The sequence below is a fragment of the Streptomyces sp. NPDC048434 genome, from assembly GCF_043200375.1.
Taxonomy (GTDB): Bacteria; Actinomycetota; Actinomycetes; order Streptomycetales; family Streptomycetaceae; genus Streptomyces.
Genome location: NZ_JBICXQ010000014.1, coordinates 196,523 through 218,532, shown reverse-complemented (window position 1 = coordinate 218,532; position 22,010 = coordinate 196,523). Strand labels below are relative to the sequence as shown.

Annotated in this window: 17 protein-coding genes, 1 rRNA gene and 2 pseudogenes; 12 read left to right on the top strand and 8 right to left on the bottom strand. The window is 71.4% G+C overall.

The annotated features are described in order from the left end of the window. The 3 genes and pseudogenes from rrf to ACGFWI_RS18880 all read left to right on the top strand — a co-directional run. Positions 1–91: ribosomal RNA gene (rrf, locus tag ACGFWI_RS18890) — 5S ribosomal RNA — on the top strand; the annotation flags it as partial. A gap of 496 nt (positions 92–587) precedes the next feature. Next, a pseudogene (locus ACGFWI_RS18885) lies at positions 588–1,403 on the top strand (hypothetical protein); the annotation flags it as partial. 180 nt (positions 1,404–1,583) lie between these two features. After that, positions 1,584–2,333: a hypothetical protein gene (locus ACGFWI_RS18880; RefSeq protein ID WP_393907101.1), complete on the top strand. Its 750-nt coding sequence runs from the start codon at positions 1,584–1,586 to the stop codon at positions 2,331–2,333. A 95-nt stretch (positions 2,334–2,428) separates the two neighbouring features. Here the strand turns inward: ACGFWI_RS18880 and ACGFWI_RS18875 are convergent, their stop codons facing one another. The 5 genes from ACGFWI_RS18875 to ACGFWI_RS18855 form a co-directional block, all read right to left on the bottom strand. Continuing rightward, entirely contained in the window at positions 2,429–4,234 is a 1,806-nt protein-coding gene (locus ACGFWI_RS18875; protein ID WP_393907094.1) for an IucA/IucC family protein, read from the bottom strand. Further along, on the bottom strand, positions 4,231–4,800 hold the full coding sequence (locus tag ACGFWI_RS18870; protein ID WP_393907093.1) for a GNAT family N-acetyltransferase: 570 nt from the start codon (positions 4,798–4,800) through the stop codon (positions 4,231–4,233). The genes ACGFWI_RS18875 and ACGFWI_RS18870 overlap by 4 nt, the downstream gene beginning before the upstream one ends. Then, positions 4,797–6,116 (bottom strand): lysine N(6)-hydroxylase/L-ornithine N(5)-oxygenase family protein, encoded by a 1,320-nt coding sequence (locus ACGFWI_RS18865; RefSeq protein WP_393907092.1) that lies wholly within the window; start codon positions 6,114–6,116, stop codon positions 4,797–4,799. The genes ACGFWI_RS18870 and ACGFWI_RS18865 overlap by 4 nt, the downstream gene beginning before the upstream one ends. Before the next feature lie 34 nt (positions 6,117–6,150). Continuing rightward, a complete protein-coding gene (locus ACGFWI_RS18860; RefSeq protein ID WP_393907091.1) occupies positions 6,151–7,683 on the bottom strand; it encodes a pyridoxal phosphate-dependent decarboxylase family protein in 1,533 nt (510 codons plus the stop codon). A gap of 158 nt (positions 7,684–7,841) precedes the next feature. Next, positions 7,842–9,107: a DUF1015 family protein gene (locus ACGFWI_RS18855; protein WP_393907090.1), complete on the bottom strand. Its 1,266-nt coding sequence runs from the start codon at positions 9,105–9,107 to the stop codon at positions 7,842–7,844. Between the two features lie 175 nt (positions 9,108–9,282). Between ACGFWI_RS18855 and ACGFWI_RS18850 the strand changes: the two genes are divergently transcribed. Further along, positions 9,283–10,308, top strand: a complete 1,026-nt coding sequence (locus ACGFWI_RS18850; protein ID WP_393907089.1) for an HAD-IIA family hydrolase — start codon at positions 9,283–9,285, stop codon at positions 10,306–10,308. Positions 10,309–10,350: 42 nt separating this feature from the next. Here the strand turns inward: ACGFWI_RS18850 and ACGFWI_RS18845 are convergent, their stop codons facing one another. Both ACGFWI_RS18845 and ACGFWI_RS18840 read right to left on the bottom strand, forming a co-directional pair. Next, the gene (locus tag ACGFWI_RS18845; RefSeq protein WP_393907088.1) at positions 10,351–11,241 is read right to left on the bottom strand and encodes a siderophore-interacting protein; all 891 of its coding nucleotides are present in this window, start codon (positions 11,239–11,241) and stop codon (positions 10,351–10,353) included. A gap of 89 nt (positions 11,242–11,330) precedes the next feature. Further along, positions 11,331–12,359 carry an ABC transporter substrate-binding protein gene (locus tag ACGFWI_RS18840; RefSeq protein WP_393907087.1) on the bottom strand — a complete coding sequence of 343 codons (1,029 nt, stop codon included), beginning with the start codon at positions 12,357–12,359 and terminating at the stop codon, positions 11,331–11,333. 110 nt (positions 12,360–12,469) lie between these two features. On the opposite strand from ACGFWI_RS18840, the gene ACGFWI_RS18835 reads away from it, so the two are divergent. The 3 genes and pseudogenes from ACGFWI_RS18835 to ACGFWI_RS18825 form a co-directional block, all read left to right on the top strand. Further along, positions 12,470–13,474 (top strand): FecCD family ABC transporter permease, encoded by a 1,005-nt coding sequence (locus tag ACGFWI_RS18835; protein WP_393907086.1) that lies wholly within the window; start codon positions 12,470–12,472, stop codon positions 13,472–13,474. Next, a complete protein-coding gene (locus ACGFWI_RS18830) occupies positions 13,471–14,637 on the top strand; it encodes a FecCD family ABC transporter permease (protein WP_393907085.1) in 1,167 nt (388 codons plus the stop codon). The genes ACGFWI_RS18835 and ACGFWI_RS18830 overlap by 4 nt, the downstream gene beginning before the upstream one ends. A 184-nt stretch (positions 14,638–14,821) precedes the next feature. Next, positions 14,822–15,625, top strand: a pseudogene (locus tag ACGFWI_RS18825) (ABC transporter ATP-binding protein); the annotation flags it as partial. Between the two features lie 211 nt (positions 15,626–15,836). Here the strand turns inward: ACGFWI_RS18825 and ACGFWI_RS18820 are convergent. Beyond that, positions 15,837–16,184 (bottom strand): sterol-binding protein, encoded by a 348-nt coding sequence (locus ACGFWI_RS18820; RefSeq protein ID WP_393907084.1) that lies wholly within the window; start codon positions 16,182–16,184, stop codon positions 15,837–15,839. Positions 16,185–16,453: 269 nt separating this feature from the next. On the opposite strand from ACGFWI_RS18820, the gene ACGFWI_RS18815 reads away from it, so the two are divergent. The 5 genes from ACGFWI_RS18815 to recN all read left to right on the top strand — a co-directional run bounded on the left by ACGFWI_RS18815 (position 16,454) and on the right by recN (position 21,958). Beyond that, positions 16,454–16,795 carry a hypothetical protein gene (locus ACGFWI_RS18815; RefSeq protein WP_393907083.1) on the top strand — a complete coding sequence of 114 codons (342 nt, stop codon included), beginning with the start codon at positions 16,454–16,456 and terminating at the stop codon, positions 16,793–16,795. Positions 16,796–16,802: 7 nt separating this feature from the next. Further along, positions 16,803–17,618: a TlyA family RNA methyltransferase gene (locus tag ACGFWI_RS18810; RefSeq protein ID WP_393907082.1), complete on the top strand. Its 816-nt coding sequence runs from the start codon at positions 16,803–16,805 to the stop codon at positions 17,616–17,618. Continuing rightward, positions 17,615–18,556, top strand: coding sequence for an NAD kinase (locus tag ACGFWI_RS18805; RefSeq protein ID WP_393907081.1), 942 nt, complete (start codon positions 17,615–17,617; stop codon positions 18,554–18,556). The genes ACGFWI_RS18810 and ACGFWI_RS18805 overlap by 4 nt, the downstream gene beginning before the upstream one ends. Before the next feature lie 300 nt (positions 18,557–18,856). Continuing rightward, entirely contained in the window at positions 18,857–19,594 is a 738-nt protein-coding gene (locus ACGFWI_RS18800) for a class I SAM-dependent methyltransferase (RefSeq protein ID WP_393907080.1), read from the top strand. Positions 19,595–20,230: 636 nt separating this feature from the next. Beyond that, positions 20,231–21,958: a DNA repair protein RecN gene (gene recN, locus ACGFWI_RS18795; RefSeq protein WP_393907100.1), complete on the top strand. Its 1,728-nt coding sequence runs from the start codon at positions 20,231–20,233 to the stop codon at positions 21,956–21,958. Positions 21,959–22,010: the final 52 nt, after the last annotated feature.

The window sequence follows — 22,010 nt, the reverse complement described above, 5'->3', positions numbered from 1 at the left end:
GCCCGGTTACATTTCGAACCCGGAAGCTAAGCCTTTCAGCGCCGATGGTACTGCAGGGGGGACCCTGTGGGAGAGTAGGACGCCGCCGAACAATCTTTGAGGACCCTTGGTCCCAGCGTTCATGCTGGGACCAAGGGTCCTTTTTTGTTTTTGCCGAAGCGCGCCGAACTCATCGGTGCGTGAGAATGAATGCAGTACCGATGACAGGAGTCACGTCGATGTCCACCAACTCTTCCGACGATCGTTCGGAGCGCCGGCCGCAGCGGCGCGACGACGGTGACCGCGGTGGTTTCCGGCGTGACGACCGGGGGCCGCGTCGGGACAACGACCGCGGTGGTCGTCCGGCCGGCGGCGGTGGCGGTTATGCGGGGCGGGACAACCGGGGCGGTGACCGTGGTGGATTCCGTCGTGACGACCGTCCTTCGGGCGGCGACCGCGGTGGCTTCCGCGGCAGTGACCGTCGTGACGACCGGCCGCGCGGGCCGCGCCGCGATGATGAGCGGGGCGGCGGATTCCGGCGCGACGAGCGGGGTGGAGACCGCCCCGGTTTCCGTCGTGACGATCGTCCGTCGGGTGGTGACCGTCGGGATGACCGTGGCGGCGATCGCGGTGGGTTCCGCAGGGATGACCGTCGTGACGATCGGGGCGCTGTCGACCGGGGCGGTGACCGTGGTGGTTTCCGTCGTGATGACCGTTCGTCCGGTGGCGACCGCGGTGGGTTCCGTGGTGGCGACCGGCGGGATGACCGTGGCAGCGACCGGGGTGGGTTCCGTAGGGACGAGCGTCCGTCCGGTGGTGACCGTGGTGGGTTCCGTAGGGATGACCGTCCGTCCGGTGGTGACCGCCCCGGTTTCCGGCGCGACGATCGTCCGTCCGGTGGTGACCGTGGTGGGTATCGCGGTGGCGACCGGCGGGACGACCGCGGCGGTGACCGCGGCGGGTTCCGTCGTGATGATCGTCCGTCGGGTGGTGACCGTGGTGGTGACCGTCGGGACGACCGTGGCGGTGACCGCGGCGGGTTCCGTCGTGATGACCGTCCGTCCGGTGGTGACCGTGGTGGTTTCCGTCGTGACGATCGTCCGTCCCGTGGTGACCGTGGTGGGTATCGCGGTGGCGACCGGCGGGACGACCGCGGCGGCGATCGCGGCGGGTTCCGTCGTGATGACCGGCGGGATGACCGTGGGGGCGACCGTGGTGGCGACCGTGGTGGCGACCGTGGTGGGTTCCGTAGGGATGACCGTCCGTCCGGTGGTGACCGCGGTGGTTTCCGCCGTGACGAGCGTCCGTCGGGTGGTGACCGGCGGGATGACCGTGGGGGCGACCGTGGTGGTTTCCGTCGTGATGACCGTTCGTCGGGTGGTGACCGCGGTGGGTTCCGTGGTGGCGACCGGCGGGATGACCGTGGGGGCGATCGCGGTGGGTTCCGTAGGGATGACCGGGGGCCGCGGCGGGATGACCGGGGTGGGTTCCGTAGGGACGATGAGCGTGGGCGTCGGCCGTATGGCGCGGGGCGCGGGCGGGATGACCGTCGGGACGATCGGCGCGATGACCGGCGGGACCGGGACCGGGAGCCGATCAAGCGGCTGCCGATTCCGGAGGATGTCACCGGTGACGAGATCGACAAGGATGTGCGTCAGGAGCTGCTGAGCCTGCCGAAGACGCTTGCCGACGATGTGGCCAAGAACCTGGTGATGGTGGCGAAGCTGCTGGACGAGGACCCGGAGAGCGCTTACGGGTACTCGCGGGTGGCGCTGCGGCTGGCGTCCAGGGTTGCGGCGGTGCGTGAGGCCGCGGGCTTTGCGGCGTACGCGGTCGGCAAGTACAGCGAGGCGCTGGCGGAGTTCCGGGCGGCGCGGCGGATGACCGGTGGCGTGGAGTTGTGGCCCGTCATGGCGGACTGCGAGCGCGGTCTCGGGCGGCCGGAGAAGGCGCTGGCCATGGCCGGCGAGCCCGAGACGCAGAAGCTGGACCGGGCCGGCCAGGTCGAGATGCGGCTGGTGGCCGCGGGTGCCCGGCGGGACATGGGGCAGGCGGACGCCGCGGTGGTGACGCTGCAGAGCCCGGAGCTCGCGTCGAGCGCGGTGCACCCGTGGACGGCGCGGCTGCGGTATGCGTACGCGGATGCGCTGCTGGAGGTCGGGCGCGAGGGCGAGGCGCGGGACTGGTTCGCCAGGGCGCTGGAGGCCGACCAGGGTGGCACGACGGATGCCTCGGACCGGCTCGCGGAGCTGGACGGGGTGGAGTTCACCGATGCGCTGGAGGACACCGACGAGTCGGATGAGGCGGCAGAGGGCGAAGGTGCGCGGGACGATGAGGGTCCCGCGAAGGACTGAGCCGGCTGCTCGTCGTGAGCTGAGCTGAGCTGAGGTGAGGAAAGAAGGGCGGGACCCCGTGGTGGGTCCCGCCCTTCTTCGTTTTGCGGTGCGGGTCAGGGGGCCGGCGCGTAAGGCGCGAGGGGGTTGCGGAGGGTGCCGATGAGCTGGAGGGCGCCCGCGGGGTCCTGGAGGTCGACCATCTGCTGGTTGTTGCGCAGCTGGAGGCGGTTGAGGCAGGAGAGGGCGAACTCGTCGGTGAACAGGTCGTATTGGCGGAACTTGTCGGCGAGGTGGGGCGCGGACGCCTGGTAGTCGGTGACGCAGGCGGCGACCGTGCGCCAGAAGGTGTCCTCGTCGAGGATGCCGCGGTCGGCGAGGGTGCCGCTCAGGAAGCGGAAGAAGCAGTCGAAGACGTCGGTGAAGATCGAGAGGAGCTTCTTGTCCTCGGGGACGTCGGCGCGGATGCGTTCGACGGCGGGGGGCAGGACCGCGTGCGGGTCCATGACGGCGATCTCTTCGGCGATGTCCTTGAAGATCACGCGGGCCACGGCGCCGTCCTCGATGACCAGGATGGCGTTCTCGCCGTGCGGCATGAAGACCAGGTCGTAGGCGTAGAAGGCGTGCAGGACCGGGGTCAGGTAGGCGTCGAGGTAGCGGCGCAGCCAGACGGCGGGCTCCAGGCCGGACTCCTCGATCAGGGCGGCGGCGAACGAGCCGCCCTCGTCGTCGAGGTGCAGCAGCGAGGCCATGGTGGCCAGCCGCTGGCCCGACTCGACGGTGGGTACCGGGCTCTCTCGCCACAGGGCGGCGAGCATCTTCAGATACGCGGAGCCCTTGGCGGTGGCGGCCTCGTACTGGCGGTGGTGGTAGCCGATGGCGGCGCGCTCGCGGATGATCGAGAACCGGGCGGCCCGGAAGGTGTCATCGGCGGCGATCAGGCGGGCCAGCCAGTCGTTGATGGCCGGGGTGGCTTCCATGTAGGAGGCGGACAGGCCGCGCATGAAGCCCATGTTGAGGACGGAGAGGGCCGTTTTGACGTAGTGCTTGGTGGGGCTGGTGGTGTTGAAGAAGGTGCGGATGGACTGCTGGGCGAGGTAGTCGTCGTCACCCGGCCCCAGGCACACCAGGCGCTGCTGGGCGACCTCGGCGGCGAACGTGACGGAGAGCTTGTTCCACCACTGCCAGGGGTGGGTGGGGAGGAAGTAGTAGTTGTCGGGGGCGAGGCCGAGGCCGGTGAGGATGGCGGCGAAGCGGGTGCGGGTGGTGTCGTCGAGTTCGTCGCGGACGAGGGTGTCGTAGTCGAGGTCGGCGCCGGCGGTGAAGGTGGCGTGGTCGCGGTGGGCGGCGAGCCAGATCAGCCGGAGCGGGCTCGCGGCCTCCGGGGCGTAGGCGTGGTACTCGTGGATGCCGAAGCCGAGGCGGCCGTTGTTGGCGACGAAGCAGGGGTGGCCCTCGGTCATGCCGGTCTCGATGGCCTGGAACGGTGATTTCGCGAGCTCGGCGGCGCTGGGCAGGTCGGCGGCGAGCTTGTAGGCGGTGCCGGACAGGGTCGAGCTGATCTCCTCCAGGTAGACCGGCAGGATCTCCTCGCCGAGGCCCAGGGCGTCGCGCAGTTCGATGAAGAACTCCAGCGCGTCCAGCGGGAGTTCGGTGTCACCGCGGTGGCGGGTGATGCTGTCGGCGTCGACCTGCCAGTGGTCCAGGGCCTGCCGGCGGGCGGCGAAGCGGTACTCGGTGGTGCCGTCGTCGCCGCGTACGCCGTAGTGGCCGTCCTGCGGCAGGCGCTTGGGGGTCAGCAGCCGCTCATGGGCGAACTCGGCGAGGCCCTTGCGGATCAGCAGGCGGTTGGCGCGGGCCCACAGCGCGGGGGTGAGGTGGGCGACGGAGTCCTGGGCGGTCGGCCCGTTGCCGGCGGTCATCGGTGGTCTCCTCGGGTGGCCAGGAACTGTTCGCGGGTGCAGGTGCTGAGGTAGGCGTCTTTGGAGGGGAGCGAGACGGTGCGCTGGATCTCGAAGCCGACGGCCTTGTTGAGGGCGTGGACGGCGGTGTTGCCGGCGTCGGGTTCGACGACCACGCGGCGGGTGGCCGGGTCGGCGAAGAGCATCTCCATGACGGTGGTGATGACGGCCCGGGTGAAGCCGTGCACGGGGGTGTCGGTGGGGGCCGACAGGAAGTGCATGCCGACGTCGCCGGGTGCGGCGGCATGGATGCCGACCAGCTCCCGGTGGGCGGGGTCGTAGCGCTCCATGAGGAAGGCCGGGGTGCCGTTGTGCAGGCCGAGGAAGGCGTCGTGGAAGGGGTCGGCGGCTATCCGCGTGAACTCCTTCTCGACCGCGGCGAGGTCGCATTCCTGCATCAGCCAGAAGACGGCCTTGGGGTGGGTGACCCAGCCGTGCAGCAGCTCGGCGTCGCCGGACGGGTCGACCGGGCGCACGGAGAATTCTCCCAGCGCGGGGTCGGGACGGGTGAAGAGCGGGGTGCTCATGCCGGGGTCTCCATGAGGTGGTGCGGGCCGGCCGGGGCGGCGAATTCCTGGAAGGCGACGGCTTTTTCGACCGGGTAGTACTCGCGGCCGAGCAGTTCGCGGATGATGCACGCGTTGCGGTAGGCGGCCATGCCGAGGTCGGGGGTGACGAAGCCGTGGGTGTGCAGTTCGGCGTTCTGCACGTAGATGCCGTGGCCGGTGGTGTCGATGCTGTAGTTGCGCGCCACGTCGTAGCGGCCGGCGTCGTCCCAGGCGATGCGGTCGTGGACGGGGGCGAGGAAGCCGGGTACGCGGTAGCGGTAGCCGGTGGCGAGGATCAGGCCCTGGGTGTCGAGGGTGAAGTCGCTGCCCTGTTCCTCCTGGCGCAGGCCGAGGGTGTAGGTGCCGGAGGTCTCGTCGTAACGCGCCTGGTTCAGCGCGGTGTTGGTGAGGAGACGGGTACGGACGGGGCCGGCCAGGTTCTTCTGGTAGAGCAGATCGAAGATGTCGTTGATCAGCTCGGAGTCGATGCCCTTGTACAGGTGTTTCTGGGTGGCGTTGAGACGGTCGCGGGTGGCCGCGGGGAGGGCGTGGAAGTAGTCCACGTACTCCGGTGAGGTCATCTCCAGCGTGAGCTTGGTGTATTCGAGGGGGAAGAAGCGCGGGGAGCGGGTGGCCCAGGTCAGCTGGTAGCCGTGGCTGTCGATGTCCTGGAGGAGGTCGTAGTAGATCTCGGCCGCGCTCTGGCCGCTGCCGACGAGGGTGATGCTGTCCTTGGCCTGGAGGGCGGCCTTGGCGTCCAGGTAGTCGGAGTTGTGCAGCAGGTCGCCACCCAGGTCCCGGCAGGCGTCGGGGACGTACGGCGGCGTGCCGGTGCCCAGGACGAGTTTCCGGGCGCGGTAGGTGGTGCGCTCGCCGGTGGGGAGGTGCTCGGCGTGGACGGCGTAGAGCTCTTCGCTCTCGTCGTACTCGACGGTGGTGACCTGGTGGGCGAAGCGGACGTTGCCCAGTTTGCCGACCGCCCAGCGGCAGTAGTCGTTGAACTCGGCGCGCAGCGGATAGAAGTTCTCGCGGATGTAGAACGGGTAGAGCCGCCCCGATTCCTTGAGGTAGTTCAGGAACGAGAAGGGCGAGGTGGGGTCGGCGAGGGTGACCAGGTCGGCCAGGAACGGGACCTGGAGGTGGCTGCTGTCGAGCATCATGCCGGGGTGCCAGTCGAAGGACGCTTTGTTGTCCAGGAACAGACCGTCGAGTCCGTCGATCGGCTCGGTGAGGCAGGCCAGGCCGAGGTTGAACGGGCCGAGGCCGATGGCGATGAAGTCGTAAGGGGCGGACACAGGGTCTCCGAGGGGGATCGGTCGTGGGGGAGGGTCAGCGCGCGCTGAGCGCCGGCCGCGGCTGCTCGGCGAGGAAGCTGCCGGCGTGCTCGGCGATCAGGTCGAGGACGGTGGCGATGTCCTCCAGCGTGGTCTCCGGGTTGAGCAGGGTGAACTTGAGGTGGTGGCGGCCGTCGACGACCGTGCCCGCCACGATCGCGTCACCGGAGGCGAACAGGGCCTCCCGGGCGTGCAGATTGACCCGGTCGCTGAGTTCGGGGTCCTGGTCGGTGCTGGGGACGTAGCGGAAGACCAGGGTGCTCAGCTGGGGCTCGACGACGACGGCGAAGCGGGGGTCGTCGTGGAGGAGTTTCCAGGCCTCCGCGGCGCGGTCGATGACGTCGTCGAAGAGCTCTCCGACGGCCCCGGCACCCATGATGCGCAGGGTGAGCCAGAGCTTGAGGGCGTCGAAGCGGCGGGTGGTCTGGATCGACTTGTCGACCTGGTTGGGGATGCGCTGCTCCGCCATACGGCGCGGATTGAGGTAGTCCGCGTGGTAGGTGACGTGCTGCAGCATGGCGCGGTCGCGGACCAGGACGGCGCTCGAACTGACCGGCTGGAAGAAGGACTTGTGGTAGTCGACGGTCACCGAGTCGGCGCGTTCGATGCCGGTGAGCAGCTCCCGGCGGCGGGAGACCAGCAGGCCGCAGCCGTAGGCGGCGTCGACATGCATCCAGGCGCCGTAGCCGGCGCACAGACCGGCGATCTCGGGGAGCGGGTCGATGGAGCCGAAGTCGGTGGTACCTGCGGTGGCGACGACGGCCATGGGTATCAGGCCGTCGCGGCGGCAGCGCGCCAGTTCCTCGGCCAGGCTGTCGGTGCGCATCCGCTTGTTCTCGTCGCTGGGAACGGAGATGACGGCCTCCGCGCCCATGCCGAGCAGGGTGGCCGACTTGCGGATGCTGAAGTGGCTGCACTCGGAGGTGAGGAGCCGCAGCCGGGGCAGGACGTCGGTGAGGCGGGCGTCGGCCGGTGCGCCGACACGGGTCAGTTCGCGGCGGCACGCCTCGTCGCGGGCGAGCAGCATGGCCTGGAGGTTGGACTGGCTGCCGCCGCTGGTGAAGATCCCGTCGGCCTGTTCGCCCAGGCCGATCCGGTCGGCCGTCCAGTCGATGAGCCGGCGTTCGATGAGGGTGCCGCCGGCGCTCTGGTCCCAGGTGTCCAGGGAGGAGTTGACGGCGGAGAGCACGGCCTCGCCGACGAGGGCGGGGATCACCACGGGGCAGTTGAGGTGCGCCAGATAGCGCGGGTGGTGGAAGTAGACGGCGTCGCGGAGGTAGACCTCTTCGAGTTCGTCGAGAGCGGCGGCCGCGTCGTACAGCGGTGCGTCGAGGTCGACGCCGGAGACCGTGGGGGTGAGGCCGTCGACGGTGATGCCGGTGAACGGGCGGGCGGTGCCGGCGATTTTGGCACTGATCCGTGTGACGCTCTCGGTGACCGCGCTGTGGTAGCGCTGGGCGGTCTTCGCGTTGAGCAGATATGTCCGGCTGTCGGCCGGATCCTCGGCGGGGTGCGCGAGGAGACTCATGAAGGTGTCCTCCCTGGTGCGGACTTGACCACGTCCTGCGCAGGCTGGGGTGCGCGCAGGGGCAGGGAGACCCACCCGTGCGACGTGGTTAGGTAAGGCTAACCTAACCACGCCTCGGGTGGGGTGCGGGGTGCCGTGGAGGGGGCGGCCCGGGAGGTTCAGTTCTCGTGGTCGTCCAGGGTGCGCAGGACCAGACCCGTCGCGGGCTTGGGCCCGAAGGAGGTGGACTTCCGTGGCATTGTCACGCCGTGCTCCGCGAGTTGACGGACCGTCTCCTCGGAGGTGGCGCGCATCAGGACCGCGGTGCCGCCGTGCCGGGCGGCCTGCTCGACGGCGGCACCGGTGTGATGCAGATAGCTGATGTCCGACGGGTGGTCAGGGATGTGCCAGACCTCGTCCAGCAGGACGGAGTGCAGCACCGTGGCGTCCAGCTGCCGCCAGGCCTCGGGCCGGTCCCGGCGGATCGTACGGTCCAGCAGGCCGGGATCGGGACGGTCCAGGAGGTGGAAGGAGTCCGGCCCGCCGGCCAGGACGAAGGCGGTGCCGGGCGTCTCCTCCAGGGCCTCCAGGGCGGCGGACAGCTCGCCCGGCAGGGTACGGGCCCGGAAGGCGCCGGCCAGATCCGCCAGCGCCTTGGCGGGCGGCAGATGCGGCAGTACGCGGTGGATCGCGCGGACCTGGAGCGGGTAGCGGGCGGTGTCCACCAGCAGCACCAGGCCGAACGCCCAGGGCGAGGCGGCGGTGGCACCGGGCAGCCGCTCGTACAGCCGCTGATAGGTCGCCCAGCGGTGGTGGCCGTCGGCGATCAGCGCCTGCCGGCGGGTGAGATCGTCGTCGATGGCGGCGAGATCGGCGGGGTCGGTGACCGCCCACAGGCGGTGCGCGAAGCCGTCCTCGGTGGTGGTGGCCAGCAGCGGGTCGCGCTCCACCGTGCGCTCGATGACCGCGGCGGCGCCGGTCGCGGTGCCCTGGCTGCGGTAGGAGAGCAGCAACGGCTCGAAATTGGCGGCCGCCGCGCGCATCAGGGCGGCCCGGTCCTCGACCACCTCCGGGATGACGCCCTCGTGCGGCAGCACCGGTCCGTCCAGGCTCAGCGCCCCGATCAGCCCGCGCTGCAGCACCTCGCCGGAGCGCTGCTCATAGACGTACAGCGCGGGCTCGGCGTCCTGCCGCAGCACGCCCTCGGCGCGCCAGCGGCGCAGGGTGTCGGCGGCCTGGCGGTGGCGGGTGGTGGGGTCCGCGGCGTGGGGGAGGATCAGCCGGACGATGTTGTACGGGTCGGCGGTCTCCAAGTGGCGCACGCCGTCCGGCCGGACCACGACGTCGTACGGCGGGGACGTCACAGCGGTCAGGCTGCTGACCCGTTCCCGGTCGTAACGCAGCCCGCGGAACGGGAGGAGGCGGAGGCCGTCGGTACTCGTCATTGAAGAATGCTATGCCGCCCGGCCGATGAGGGAAGATCGGGGCACAGCCCGTGCGTGGCTGGAAATATCGGGATGCGCGACGGGGAGAACGGGTGTATCCGGCGGCGCCGTGAGCGCGCGTCCGGTACGCGGCGGCTCTCTTCGTACGACGTGTGGGAGCGAGGAGCGAAACGGCATGAACGAGCAGGTTCGCAGGCAGCCCGACGGGTGCCGGCGCCCGCTGAGCGAGGCGTACGACACGGCGCTGCTGGATCTGGACGGGGTCGTCTACGCCGGCGGACAGGCCATCGCCCATGCCGTGGAGTCGCTGACGCGCGCGCACGACGGCGGTATGCACCTCGCCTATGTGACCAATAACGCCGCCCGGACGCCGCAGGCCGTTGCCGACCAACTGTCCGGTTTCGGACTGCCGACCGGTCCGGACGATGTGATCACCTCGGCGCAGGCGGTGGCGCGGCTGATCTCCGAGCAGGTGCCGGCGGGCGCGCGGGTGCTGGCCGTCGGTGGTGAGGGGCTGTGGGTGGCGCTGCGCGAGCGCGGCCTCGATCCCGTCCGCTCGGCGGAGGACGACCCGGCGGCCGTGGTGCAGGGCTTCGACCCCATGCTGGACTGGGAGCGGCTGGCGGAGGCCGCGTATGCGGTGCAGCGCGGGGTGCCGTGGTTCGCGTCCAACACCGATCTGACGATTCCCAAGGAGCGGGGGATCGCCCCCGGCAACGGTGCGTTGGTGGAGGTGGTCCGGATCGCCGCGGGCGGATCGCCGCAGGTGGCGGGCAAGCCGCAGCCGCCGATGCACCGGGAGACGGTGCTGCGGACCGGCGCGCGGCGGCCGCTGGTGATCGGCGACCGGCTCGACACCGACATCGAGGGCGCCTACAACGGCGAGGTCGACTCGCTGCTGGTGCTCACCGGCGTCACCACCCCCGCCGAACTGCTGGCCGCCCCGCCGCAGCACCGTCCCGCGTATGTGGACGAGGATCTGCGCGGGCTGCTGACGCCGCAGCCGGAGGTGACCGCGGACGACGGCGGGTTCCGGTGCGGCGGCTGGCGGGCCGAGGTGGCCGGCGACGCGCTGGTCGTGACGGGTGAGGGGACCCCGCTGGACGGGCTGCGGGCGCTGTGCGCGGCGGCCTGGACGGCTGCCGGGGACGGCAGTTGCGCGGCGGATGCGGGGAAGGCGTTGGCGCGGATCGGAAAGTGAGAGGTGGGGCCCGGTTTGTGGAGCCGGGCCCCGGCGCGTGGTTCAGTCCGCGTCGGCCGCCGTCGCGGCGGCGGTCAGCTCCGCGATCAGGTCTTCCTCGGTGGCACCGCGGCGCCAGTAGCCGGTGAATTTCACGGCCCTGCGGTCGATGCCGCGCTCGCGGACGAGGTGCCTGCGCACCGCCTTGACGGTCCCGGACTCGCCGGCGATCCAGGCGTACGGCGTGCCCTCGGGCAGCTCGGCGGCGCGCAGCGCGTCGAGCACCGGCTCGCTGTCCGCGCCGGCCGCCTCGTCCCGGACGAGCCAGCGGACGTCGGCATCGGCGAAGGTCGGCAGCCGCTGCCGGTCGTCCTCGTGCGCGATCTCGATCCAGACCTCGGCCCGGGTGCCGGGGGCGAGCCAGGACAGGATGCCGGCGATCGCGGGCAGCGCCGTCTCGTCGCCGGTGACCAGAATCCAGTCGGTGCCGGCCGGCGGCCGGAAGTCGACGCCGCCGTTGTTCTCGACGGCCGGGGCGAGGACGGTCAGCCGGTCGCCGGGCCGGGCATGGGCGGCCCACCGGGAGGCGGGTCCGCCCGCCGTGGCGGCGGTGTCGGGCTCGGCGCCGTGCAGGGCGAAGTCGACATCGAACTCCCACGGTTCATGGCGCTGTTCGCGGATCGTGTACGAGCGCATCACCGCGCGTTCGGCCGGATCCTGTGCCCGCCAGGCGGTGTACCAGCCGTCGCCGGTGTCGTCGAAGACCGGCCGGTCCTGGTGGGGCTGCGGGAGGAAGAGTTTGAAGCGCTGGTCGCGACCGCCGGAGGCCAGTTCCGCGAGCCGCTCGCCGCCGAAGGTGATCCGCACCATGGAGGGGCTCAGCCGTTGGGACCGGACGACGTGCACATCGAAGAAGCGGAACGGTGCGGTGGACGGGGCGACGGTCGTGGTCATGCGGGAACCTCCCGGGGGCGGTGGTGGGGGTGGGTGAGGCCGCGGCGGACCGCTGGGACCCGCGGGCGCCGGATCGCCGCGGCCGTACGTCAGTTGGCCTTCTTGGCGCTCTCTATCGCCTTGGCGAGCGACTCGATGAGCGGTGCGGCACCCGCGTAGGAGAAGCGCGGCTCGCTCGACCAGGGGGTGATCTGGCCGGCCTTGACGGCGGGCAGCCTGGCCCAGGAGGGCTTGGCCGCCAGGTCCTTGGGCTGGAGGGTGGCGGTCCGGTTGTCCAGCAGGAGGACATCGGCCTTGTACTTGTCGGCGTTCTCCCAGCTCAGGCTCTCGAAGTAGCCGCCCTTGTCCAGGTGGTCGGGGACGATCAGATCGACGCCGAGGGACTTGTAGTACCTGAGGTCGGCGTTGATGCCGGGGTTGGAGGCGTAGAAGAGGTCGGGGCTGCCGGAGCAGGCGAGCACCTTGACCGGGTGGGACTCGGCGGCCTTGCGCAGCGCTGCGGAGGCCTTCTCGAAGCGGGCCTTGGCGTCGGTAACCTTCTTGGCCTTCAGGTCGGCGCCGAGCGACTTGGCCAGGTCGGCGTAGCGCTCGATGATCTTGATGAGCGGGACGCGGGAGGAGGTGAGGGCGACGGTCTTGGCGAGCGGGGTGATCTTGTCCTTGCTGTCGTCCGGCACGAACCACAGCGCGCCCGGCTCGTACATGTTGGTGACCAGCAGATCGGGGCGCAGCGCCGCGTACTTCTCGACGTTGAACTGGTTGTAGGCGTTGCCGATGATGGTGACCTTGTCGATGTCCAGGTCACCGGCCTGCGGGTCGGGCTTGCCGTTCTTGAGCTTGGTGGGGCCGAAGACGCCGACGATCTGGTCGTCGATCCCGAAGTCGTGCAGTGCGGCCGCGGTGCCGGTGAAGGCAACGATGCGCTGCGGGGTGTTCTTCAGGGCGACCTTCTGCTTACGGTCGTCGGTGAACGACCACGGGCCCGTCTTGGCGCCGCTGTTGGTGCCCCCCGAGCCCTTGTCGCCGCCGCATGCGGCGAGCAGGGCACCGATGCCGAGGGCACCGCCCGCGGCCAGGATGCCGCGACGGGACGGGGTGACGCTACGGGAGGTGCTCATGATGGCTGTGCTTCTCTCTGGGAGGGCCTGCGAGTCAAATGTGAGGGTAGGCTAACCTAACCATCGTGTTGGTTGACAGTCCCCCCGAAGCAACAACGGCCCCGGCTCCCGTGACCCCCCGGCGGCGGCATCTGCTGCGCTCCGCCGGGCTGGTGGCTTCCGTGGCCGTACTGGCCGTGATCGCCGTCCTCGGTATCGCCGTCGGCGCGAAACAGATCCCCCTCGACCAGGTGTGGCACGGGGTGTTCCACTACTCCGGTTCCGACACCGACGTGGTCATCCGCGATGTCCGCTTCCCCCGCACCCTGCTCGGCCTGATCATCGGGGCCGCGCTCGGCCTGGCCGGCACGGTCATGCAGGCGCTCACCCGAAATCCGCTGGCGGACCCCGGAGTTCTCGGCATCAACGCCGGCGCCTCGGCCGCGGTCGTCTCCGCAATCAGCTTCTTCGGCGTCACCTCGCTGACCGGCTATGTGTGGTTCGCGTTCGCCGGCGCCGCGGTGGTCTCCGTCGCGGTGTACGTCCTCGGCGGTACCCGCAGCGCCACACCCGTACGGCTCGCCCTCGCCGGCACCGCGCTGACCGCCGTCCTCGTCGGCTACATCAACGCCGTCAATCTGATGGACACCGCGGCCCTGGACAAGATGCGCTTCTGGACGGTGGGTTCACTGGCCTCGGCCGGCATGCCGACGGTCAGCCGGATCGCTCCCTTTCTCGCGGTGGGCGGTGTGCTCGCGCTGCTGATCGCCCGGCCGCTGAATGCCCTCGCGCTCGGCGACGACCAGGCGCGGGCGCTGGGCGCCCGGCTGACCCGCACCCGGGTGGTGGCGATGCTCGCGGTCACCCTGCTGTGCGGCGGGGCGACCGCGGCCTGCGGCCCGATCGTGTATGTGGGCCTGATGGTTCCGCATGCCGTACGGGCCATCACCGGGCCCGACCTGCGCTGGATCCTGCCGTACTCCGCGGTGCTCTCGCCGGTCCTGCTGCTCGGCGCAGATGTCCTCGGCCGGGTGGTGGCCCGGCCCGGTGAGCTGCAGGTCGGCATCGTCACGGCCGTCGTCGGCGGCCCGGTCTTCATCTATCTCGTACGGCGTCGGAGGATGGCCCAGCTGTGAGCGCGACTGCGAAGCCCGGGAAGGGCACCGAGGAGAGCACCGAGGCGGCGGCGAAGTCCGGGGCCGCGCGCGGCCGGCGGGCGGGGGCGGCCCGGCGGGTCACGGTGGTGCGGACCAGGGGCGGGCTCTCGGTGCGCCTGGACGTGCCCGCCGTGGTGGTCGGACTGGTGCTGCTGGCCGTCGCGCTGGCCGCCGGTATCGCACTGATCGGCTCCGGCGACTACCCGATGACCCCGGCCGAGGTGATCGGCACACTGACCGGCGGCGGCGACCCCGGCCAGGAGTTCATCGTGCAGGACCTGCGGCTGCCGCGGGTGCTGGTGGGGCTGCTGGTCGGCGCCGCGTTCGGAATCGCCGGGGCGGTCTTCCAGACCGTCTCGCGCAACCCGCTGGGCAGCCCGGACGTCCTCGGGTTCGCGCAGGGGTCGTCCGTCGGCGCGCTGGTCGTCATCGTCTACTTCCAGGCCGGGACCTTTGCGGTCGCCGCCGGAGCCGTCGTCGGCGGCGTGATCACCGGCATCGCCATCTTCCTGCTCGCCTGGAAGCGCGGCATCCACGGCTACCGCTTCGTGCTCGTCGGTATCGGCGCCGGCGCGATGCTTTACGCGATGGTGCTCTACCTCCTCACCAAGGCGAACATCGTCGAGGCGACCCGGGCCACCACCTGGATGACCGGTTCCCTCAACGGCCGTGACTGGGACCAGCTCTGGCCGCTCGCCGCGGTCTGCGTCGTCCTCGTCCCGCTGCTGCTGTTCCACGGGCGTCCGCTGCGCATGCTGGAGATGGGCGATGACGCCGCGAGCGCGCTGGGCGTACGGGTCGAGCGGGTCCGCATCGTCGTTCTGCTGGCGGCGGTCGTGCTCGTCGCCGCCGCCACCGCGGCGGCCGGGCCGATTTCCTTCGTGGCGCTCACCGCACCCCAGCTGGCCCGTCGGCTGTCCCTGCCACGCTTCCTCAAGGGCGCGGGGAGGGGCGCTCCCCTGCCCGGCCCCAACCTGCTGCTGTCCGCCCTCATGGGCGCCGTGCTGCTGGTCGCCGCGGACTGGACCGCACAGCGGCTCTTCGGCGCCGACCAGTTGCCGGTGGGTGTGCTGACCGGCGTCCTCGGCGGCGGCTATCTGTTGTGGCTGCTGGCCACGGAGCGCAAGGCGGGACGGATATGAGCAGCCGGGTGCGACGGGTGGACGGGCCGGGGGCGGAGAGCCGGCGGGCCGGGCGGTGGTGAGCGGACGGCCCGGCGCGGAAGAGCGCCGCGGTCTGCGCCGGGCGGCGGCGCGTACGCCGGGCGACGACGGTGCGGTGCGCGCCGGGCAACAGCAGAAACACGACAACCCCAGGAGTTCCGAAGTGAGCCGTCTTACGGCTGAGAATGTCACCCTCGCCTACGACCAGCGGGTCATCGCCGAGAACCTCTCGGTGGCCATCCCCGACCACTCCTTCACGGTCATCGTCGGCCCGAATGCCTGCGGTAAGTCCACGCTGCTGCGCGCGCTCTCGCGGATGCTCAAGCCGGCCACGGGATCGGTGCTGCTCGACGGCTCCGCGATCTCCGCACTGCCGGCCAAGAAGGTCGCCAGGACGCTCGGGCTGCTGCCGCAGTCCTCGATCGCCCCGGACGGGATCACCGTGGCGGACCTGGTGGCGCGCGGCCGCTATCCGCACCAGGGTCTGCTGCGCCAGTGGTCGGCCGACGACGAGCGGATCGTCCAGGAGTCGATGGCGGCCACCGGGGTCGGTGAGCTGGCCGAACGCTATGTCGACGAGCTGTCCGGCGGGCAGCGGCAGCGGGTGTGGATCGCGATGGCGCTGGCCCAGCAGACGCCGTTGTTCCTGCTCGACGAGCCGACGACGTATCTGGACATCCAGCACCAGATCGAGGTGCTCGACCTGTGCGCCGAGCTGCACGAGGAGCAGGGGCGGACGCTGGTCGCGGTGCTGCACGACCTCAACCACGCGGCCCGCTACGCGACCCATCTGATCGCCATGAAGGACGGCGCGGTCCTCGCCGAGGGGGCGCCGGCCGACATCGTCACGGCGGAGCTGGTGGAACGGGTCTTCGGGCTCAGCTGCCAGATCATCGAGGACCCGGAGTCCGGCACCCCGCTGGTCATCCCGGCCGCGCGCAAGCCCCGTAACGGGGGCGCGGGAGGGGGCCCGGCGTCGGCGCAGCAGCAGCGGGCGGGGCGAAGCGGGGAAACGGTCGACGGGGCCGCAACGGGTGGGGTTTCGGCCGACGGAGCCCCGGCCGAGGAGTCGGCCGACGGGGGGCCGACTGACGGGGATCCGGTCGACGGCGGCGCGGTCGAGGGGAAGGAAGCCGACGGGAACGGGGCCGTCGGGAGCACCAAGGAAGAGGCTGCGACTACAGCAGCGTCCTGAGGCGCAGCAGGTCGCGCAGGCCGGCCTCCAGCTTGACGCGACCGCTGCCCCAGGCCTTGGCGAAGTTCAGCCTTCCGTCCACCAGGGCGACCAGATCGTCGCCGGCCATGGACAGGCGGATCTGCGCCTTGTGCGGAGGCGGGCCGGGGATGCTGGTCACCTCCTGGATGGAGCCGTCGGACAGCCTCCCGAGGAAGCTCACATCGAGATCCGTGATGCGGCAGCTGAGAGAACGGTCGAACGCGGCCGCGCTGCGGACGTTGCCGTCCGCCGAGGACAGATTCTGGGCCAGCCGGTCGAGAGCGGCGCGGCACTGGTCGAGGGTTGCCATCGTGATCGACGATACGCCAGGTCGGGGACGGCTCGTTCGTCCTTGTCAGCCTTTGCCAAGGTAGCGTCGGGGGCATGGAAGAGCCGACGTCCGGCCCGGAGCCGGAGGCACCCGCGGGAGCCGCGCCAGGGGAGCCCGCGCGGCCCGGGGAGCCTGTGCCGAGGGAGCCCGTGCCGAGGGAGCCCGTGCCGAGGGAGCCCGTGCCGTCCGGGGAAGGTGAGGGCAGCGGGGTCGTGCGAGCTGCGGGAGAAGTGGAAGCCGCGGGAGACGTGAAAGCTGCCGGAGCCGTGGAGGCAGGCCATGCCGAACCGGGCAGCGGCGCGGCCGAGCGGGACGGCCGGCGGGTCCGGCCGGACGCCGTGGCCGAGCCGGGCGGCGGCGCAGCCGAGCCGCAGCCGATCGGGGTAGGGACGACACCGACCGGAGAGGCCGCGGTCGATACCACGCTGCGTCGTCTCGCCGATGCCGACCACCTCCCGGCGAGCGGGCACCTGCAGGTGTACGAGGATGTGCATCGTGGGCTGCGCGAGGTGCTGGCCGCTCTCGACCAGCACCCCGGGCCGCCCACACCTTCCTCGACTTTCCCGACGCCGCACGACAACAGGAGCTGAACCACAGGTGGCAGGAGTGGCACGACGCCGACTCGATGCGGAGCTGGTGCGCCGCAAGCTGGCCCGTTCGCGCGAGCACGCGAGCCAGCTGATCGCCGCGGGCCGGGTGACCGTCGGCGGTGCGACCGCGACCAAGCCGGCCACTCAGGTGGAGACCAGCGCGGCCGTGGTCGTACGCGAGGACGAGAGCGATCCCGACTATGTCTCGCGCGGCGGGCACAAGCTCGCCGGAGCCCTCGCCGCCTTCGCACCGCTCGGCCTGAAGGTCGAGGGCCGGCGTGCGCTGGACGCGGGCGCCTCGACCGGTGGTTTCACCGATGTCCTGCTGCGGGCCGGTGCCGGTCATGTCGTCGCCGTCGACGTCGGATACGGACAGCTCGCCTGGTCGCTGCAGAGCGATGACCGGGTCACTGTCAAGGACCGCACCAACGTACGCGAGCTGACCCTCGAACAGATCGACTCGCAGCCCGTCGATCTCATCGTCGGCGATCTCTCGTTCATCCCGCTGCGGCTCGTACTGCCCGCGCTGGCGGCGTGTGCGGCACCCGACGCCGACCTGGTGCTGATGGTCAAGCCGCAGTTCGAGGTCGGCAAGGAGCGGCTGGGCAGCGGCGGGGTGGTGCGCAGCGCGGAGTTGCGGGCCGAGGCGGTAGGCGCCGTCGCGAGGCGGGCGGCCGAGCTGGGATTTGGCGTACTTGGCGTAACTGCGAGCCCGCTGCCTGGACCTTCGGGAAATGTCGAGTACTTTCTGTGGCTGCGCGCCGGGGCGCCTGCACTCGACCCGGCGGACGTCGACCGTGCAGTGGCGGAGGGGCCTCGTTGACCACTACCCAGGCAGTTGAAGGCAACGCAGCACACGGGAACACCGAAGCCGCGCGGACGGTGTTCCTGCTCGCACACACCGGCCGCCCCGCGGCCATCCGCAGCGCCGAACTCGTTGTCCAGGGGCTGCTGCGCTGCGGCATCGGAGTGCGGGTGCTGGCGGAGGAGGCCGCGGATCTGCCGCTGCCGCCGTCGGTCGAGCGCGTCGCGACGGAGCCGTGCGCGGCCGAGGGCTGCGAACTGCTGGTGGTCCTGGGCGGGGACGGCACGCTGCTGCGTGGCGCGGACTTCGCCAGGACGTCCGGTGTCCCGATGCTCGGCGTCAACCTCGGCCGGGTCGGCTTCCTCGCGGAGGCCGAACGCGACGACCTCGACAAGGTCGTCGACCGGGTCGTCACCCGCGCCTACGAGGTCGAGGAGCGGATGACGCTCGATGTCCTCGTACGCAACAACGGCAATGTCGTCTACACCGACTGGGCCCTGAACGAGGCGTCGGTGGAGAAGGCCGCCCGGGAGCGGATGCTGGAGGTCGTGACCGAGGTCGACGGCCGGCCCGTCTCGCGCTTCGGCGGTGACGGCGTGGTCTGTGCGACGCCGACCGGCTCCACCGCGTACGCCTTCTCGGCCGGCGGCCCGGTGGTCTGGCCCGAGGTCGAGGCCCTGCTGATGGTCCCGATCAGCGCCCATGCGCTGTTCGCCAAGCCGCTCGTCACCTCGCCGCGTTCCGTCCTGGCGGTCGAGGTCCAGCCCAAGACGCCGCACGGCGTCCTGTGGTGCGACGGCCGTCGCAGCATCGAACTGCCCGCCGGCGCCCGCGTCGAGGTCCGCCGCGGCGCCGTACCCGTACGCCTGGCCCGTCTGCATCACGCCTCCTTCACGGATCGTCTGGTCGCCAAGTTCGCCCTCCCGGTGGCGGGTTGGCGGGGAGCGCCGCAGTAGAAACCGTCCGGCGGACCACCGGCTGATCAGCGCCGGACAGCCCCTGTGCGTGCCCCGGGTGGGCCTTTCAGGGGCGGTCCGGCACCTCACCGGGAAACAGGGACCGGCGCGGCGGGGATCGCCCCCGTACCGCCCCGCGCCGGGGGCATGGGCGGTGCGCCGCCCCCAGCCGTGAGTGGCACCCTTCCCGTCCTTGTCCAATCCCCTCACACGGTCCGTCACAGCATCCGGCCGCACCACCTGATCTGGGCTCTTGCGACATCCGGCGCTACGCTCCGGGGACAGGGGAAGGGGGGCCGGATGGACCGGAACATCCGCACCGTGGAGGACGTACTCACGCTCCTGGACGGCCTGTTCGCGCCGGAGGCCGACCGCTGGACAGCGGAGGGAGCCTCTTGGTGGGACGGCTTCTACGCGGACCGCTCCAAGCCGGTGCCGTTCTTCGTGGCGAAGCCCGACGAGAACCTGGTCTCGTACCTCGACCGCGGGCTGGTCACTCCAGGACGCGCCCTCGACCTCGGGTGCGGCCCGGGCCGCAACGCACTCCACCTGGCCTCCGCGGGCTTCGCGGTGGACGCTGTCGACCTCTCCCCGGCGGCCATCGCCTGGGCGGCGGAGCGCGCCCGCGAAGCGGGAGCCGACATCAGGTTCCGCTGCGGCGACGCGTTCACCCTCGCGGACACTGAACTCAACGGCCCGTACGACCTGATCTACGACTCCGGCTGCTTCCATCATCTGCCGCCCCACCGCCGCATCAGCTATCTCGCCCTCCTCGACCGGTCCCTGGCACCCGGCGGCCATCTCGCCCTCACCTGTTTCGCGGCCGGCGAGATGGGCTCCGAACTCGGCGATGCCGACTTCTACCGCCAGTCCGGCCTCCACGGCGGCCTCGCCTACACCTCGGAGTCCCTGCGCTGGATCTTCTCCGGTCTGTCGGAGGCGGAACTGCGCCGTATGCACGACGAGGGGCCGGAGTCCCCGCACTTCGGCGAACCTTTCCTGTGGACAGCGCTGTTGCGCCGCACGGACCGGCCGTAGCCGACACACGACACCTGCGGGCATGCCGGCGAGCAGCCGCAGGAGCCAGACCCTGTCGATCTTGAGCGTCGCGGTCACCCACTCGACTTCGCTCCTGCGCGCATCTCGATTTCGTTGCGGTGCGATACCGGCCCCGGGCGGAGCCGGGGGACCGAGCGCCCTTGCCTCCGCGACGTTGCCGGGGGACCGCCGTTCCTTCATCGAGGCCAATCCAGATATCGACATAGAGATCAGATCGAGCAGCAAGGCGACGGCCGTACTCCCGGCGCAGCGGTCCGGCCGCGCCCGCCGCACGACGGGCGGGACGCCGTCCGCACCGGCCGCAAGGAGCAGCGTCTTCCCTGCACCGACCACGGTCGCGGTGAGCGGGATCGCCACCCCTGCCTCGGCAAAGGCGGGCACCGTCCCGGTGAATGGGGGACGCCGGCCACGCAGCGCCACATACGCCGTTCCACTCGCCATGAGCACACCCTTCGTTCCTGACTGTGATCAGCCTGACGGCAGAGCGTGATCGCACACCATGCGGAATTCCTCCGTTTTCCGGTGGGGTTTTCCGCAGGGTCGGCGGCAGGAGTGAGGGGAGGCCGTCGCGGGGCGGCCCTTGGACCTCGTAAGGTCGTATCCGTGTTGGAGGAGATGCGGATCCGGTCCCTGGGTGTCATTGACGACGCCGTTGTCGAGCTGTCCCCGGGCTTCACGGCGGTGACCGGCGAGACCGGCGCGGGCAAGACCATGGTCGTCACCAGCCTCGGCCTGCTGCTCGGCGGGCGCGCCGACCCCGCCCTGGTGCGGATCGGCGCCAAGTCGGCGGTCGTGGAGGGCAGGATCAGCGTCGGCCCCGGGGCCCCCGCTGCCGTCCGGGCCGAGGAGGCCGGCGCGGAGCTGGACGACGGCGCGCTGCTGATCAGCCGCACGCTCTCCGCGGAGGGCCGTTCGCGCGCCCACGTGGGCGGCCGCTCCGTACCGGTCGGCCTGCTGGCGGAGTTGGCCGACGACCTGGTCGCCGTACACGGCCAGACCGACCAGCAGGGCCTGCTGCGGCCGGCCCGTCAACGCCAGGCGCTGGACCGCTACGCCGGGGACACGGTCGCGGTTCCGCTCGCCAAGTACACCGCCGCCCACCGCCGGCTGCGCGCCGTCGCCACCGAGCTGGACGAGCTGACGACGCGGGCCCGCGAGCGGTCGCAGGAAGCCGATCTGCTCCGTTACGGCCTCGACGAGATCGCGGAGGCCGAGCCGCAGCCCGGCGAGGACACCGACCTCGCCGCCGAGGCCGAGCGGCTCGGCCACGCCGAGGCACTGGCCACCGCGGCGACCGCCGCGCACGCCGCGCTGGCCGGCAATCCCGAGGACCCCGAGGGCGTCGACGCCACGACTCTGGCCTCCGGCGCACACCGTGCGCTGGAGGCCGTCCGCAGCCACGACCAGGAACTCTCCGCGCTCGCCGAGCGGCTCGGCGAGATCGGCATCCTGATGGCGGACGTGGCGGGCGAACTGGCCAGTTATGCGGACGGGCTGGACGCCGACCCGCTGCGGCTCGCCGCGGTCGAGGAGCGCCGCGCCGCCCTGAACCATCTGACCCGCAAGTACGGCCAGGACATCGCGGCGGTGCTCGCCTGGTCCGAGGAGAGTGCCGCCCGGCTCGCCGAACTGGACGGCGACGACGACCGGATCGGCGAGCTGGCCGCCGAACGGGACGCGCTGCGCGCCGAACTGGGCGAACTGGCACAAACGTTGACCGATGTCCGCACGGCGTCGGCACAGCGTTTCGCCGACGCGGTCACCGCCGAACTCGCCGAACTCGCCATGCCGCACGCCCGCGTGACCGTCGAGATCCGCCAGACCGAGGTCGCCGAGGACGCCGACGGCATCGAGGTCGGCGGCCGCACCGTGGCCTACGGACCGGCCGGCGCCGACGAGGTCGAACTCCTGCTGGCCCCGCACCCGGGCGCACCGCCCCGGCCGATCGCCAAGGGGGCGTCCGGCGGTGAGCTCTCCCGGGTGATGCTCGCCGTCGAGGTGGTCTTCGCCGGCTCCGACCCCGTACCGACATACCTCTTCGACGAAGTCGACGCGGGGGTCGGCGGCAAGGCGGCCGTCGAGGTCGGCAGGCGGCTGGCCAGGCTCGCGAAGTCGGCACAGGTCGTCGTCGTCACGCACCTCCCGCAGGTCGCGGCGTTCGCGGACCGCCAGCTGCTCGTGGCGAAGACGAACGACGGGTCGGTCACCAGGAGCGGCGTCACGGTCCTGGAGGGCGAGGAGCGGGTCCGCGAACTCTCCCGGATGCTGGCCGGCCAGGAGGACTCCGAAACGGCCCGCGCGCACGCCGAGGAGCTGCTGGAGACGGCGCGCACGGGGAGCTAGACGTGCGGTCCGGGCATGCGGCGTCGCTCCGGGAGTGCCGTTGACCGGCGCG

Coding starts and splice junctions, on each gene's coding strand:
- ACGFWI_RS18845 (WP_393907088.1), bottom strand. CDS start 11,241: ATGACCACGACCGTCGCCCCGTCCACCGCACCGTTCCGCTTCTTCGAT.
- ACGFWI_RS18840 (WP_393907087.1), bottom strand. CDS start 12,359: ATGAGCACCTCCCGTAGCGTCACCCCGTCCCGTCGCGGCATCCTGGCC.
- ACGFWI_RS18870 (WP_393907093.1), bottom strand. CDS start 4,800: ATGAGCACCCCGCTCTTCACCCGTCCCGACCCCGCGCTGGGAGAATTC.
- recN (WP_393907100.1), top strand. CDS start 20,231: ATGCGGATCCGGTCCCTGGGTGTCATTGACGACGCCGTTGTCGAGCTG.
- ACGFWI_RS18800 (WP_393907080.1), top strand. CDS start 18,857: ATGGACCGGAACATCCGCACCGTGGAGGACGTACTCACGCTCCTGGAC.
- ACGFWI_RS18860 (WP_393907091.1), bottom strand. CDS start 7,683: ATGAGTCTCCTCGCGCACCCCGCCGAGGATCCGGCCGACAGCCGGACA.
- ACGFWI_RS18850 (WP_393907089.1), top strand. CDS start 9,283: ATGAACGAGCAGGTTCGCAGGCAGCCCGACGGGTGCCGGCGCCCGCTG.
- ACGFWI_RS18855 (WP_393907090.1), bottom strand. CDS start 9,107: ATGACGAGTACCGACGGCCTCCGCCTCCTCCCGTTCCGCGGGCTGCGT.
- ACGFWI_RS18820 (WP_393907084.1), bottom strand. CDS start 16,184: ATGGCAACCCTCGACCAGTGCCGCGCCGCTCTCGACCGGCTGGCCCAG.
- ACGFWI_RS18875 (WP_393907094.1), bottom strand. CDS start 4,234: ATGACCGCCGGCAACGGGCCGACCGCCCAGGACTCCGTCGCCCACCTC.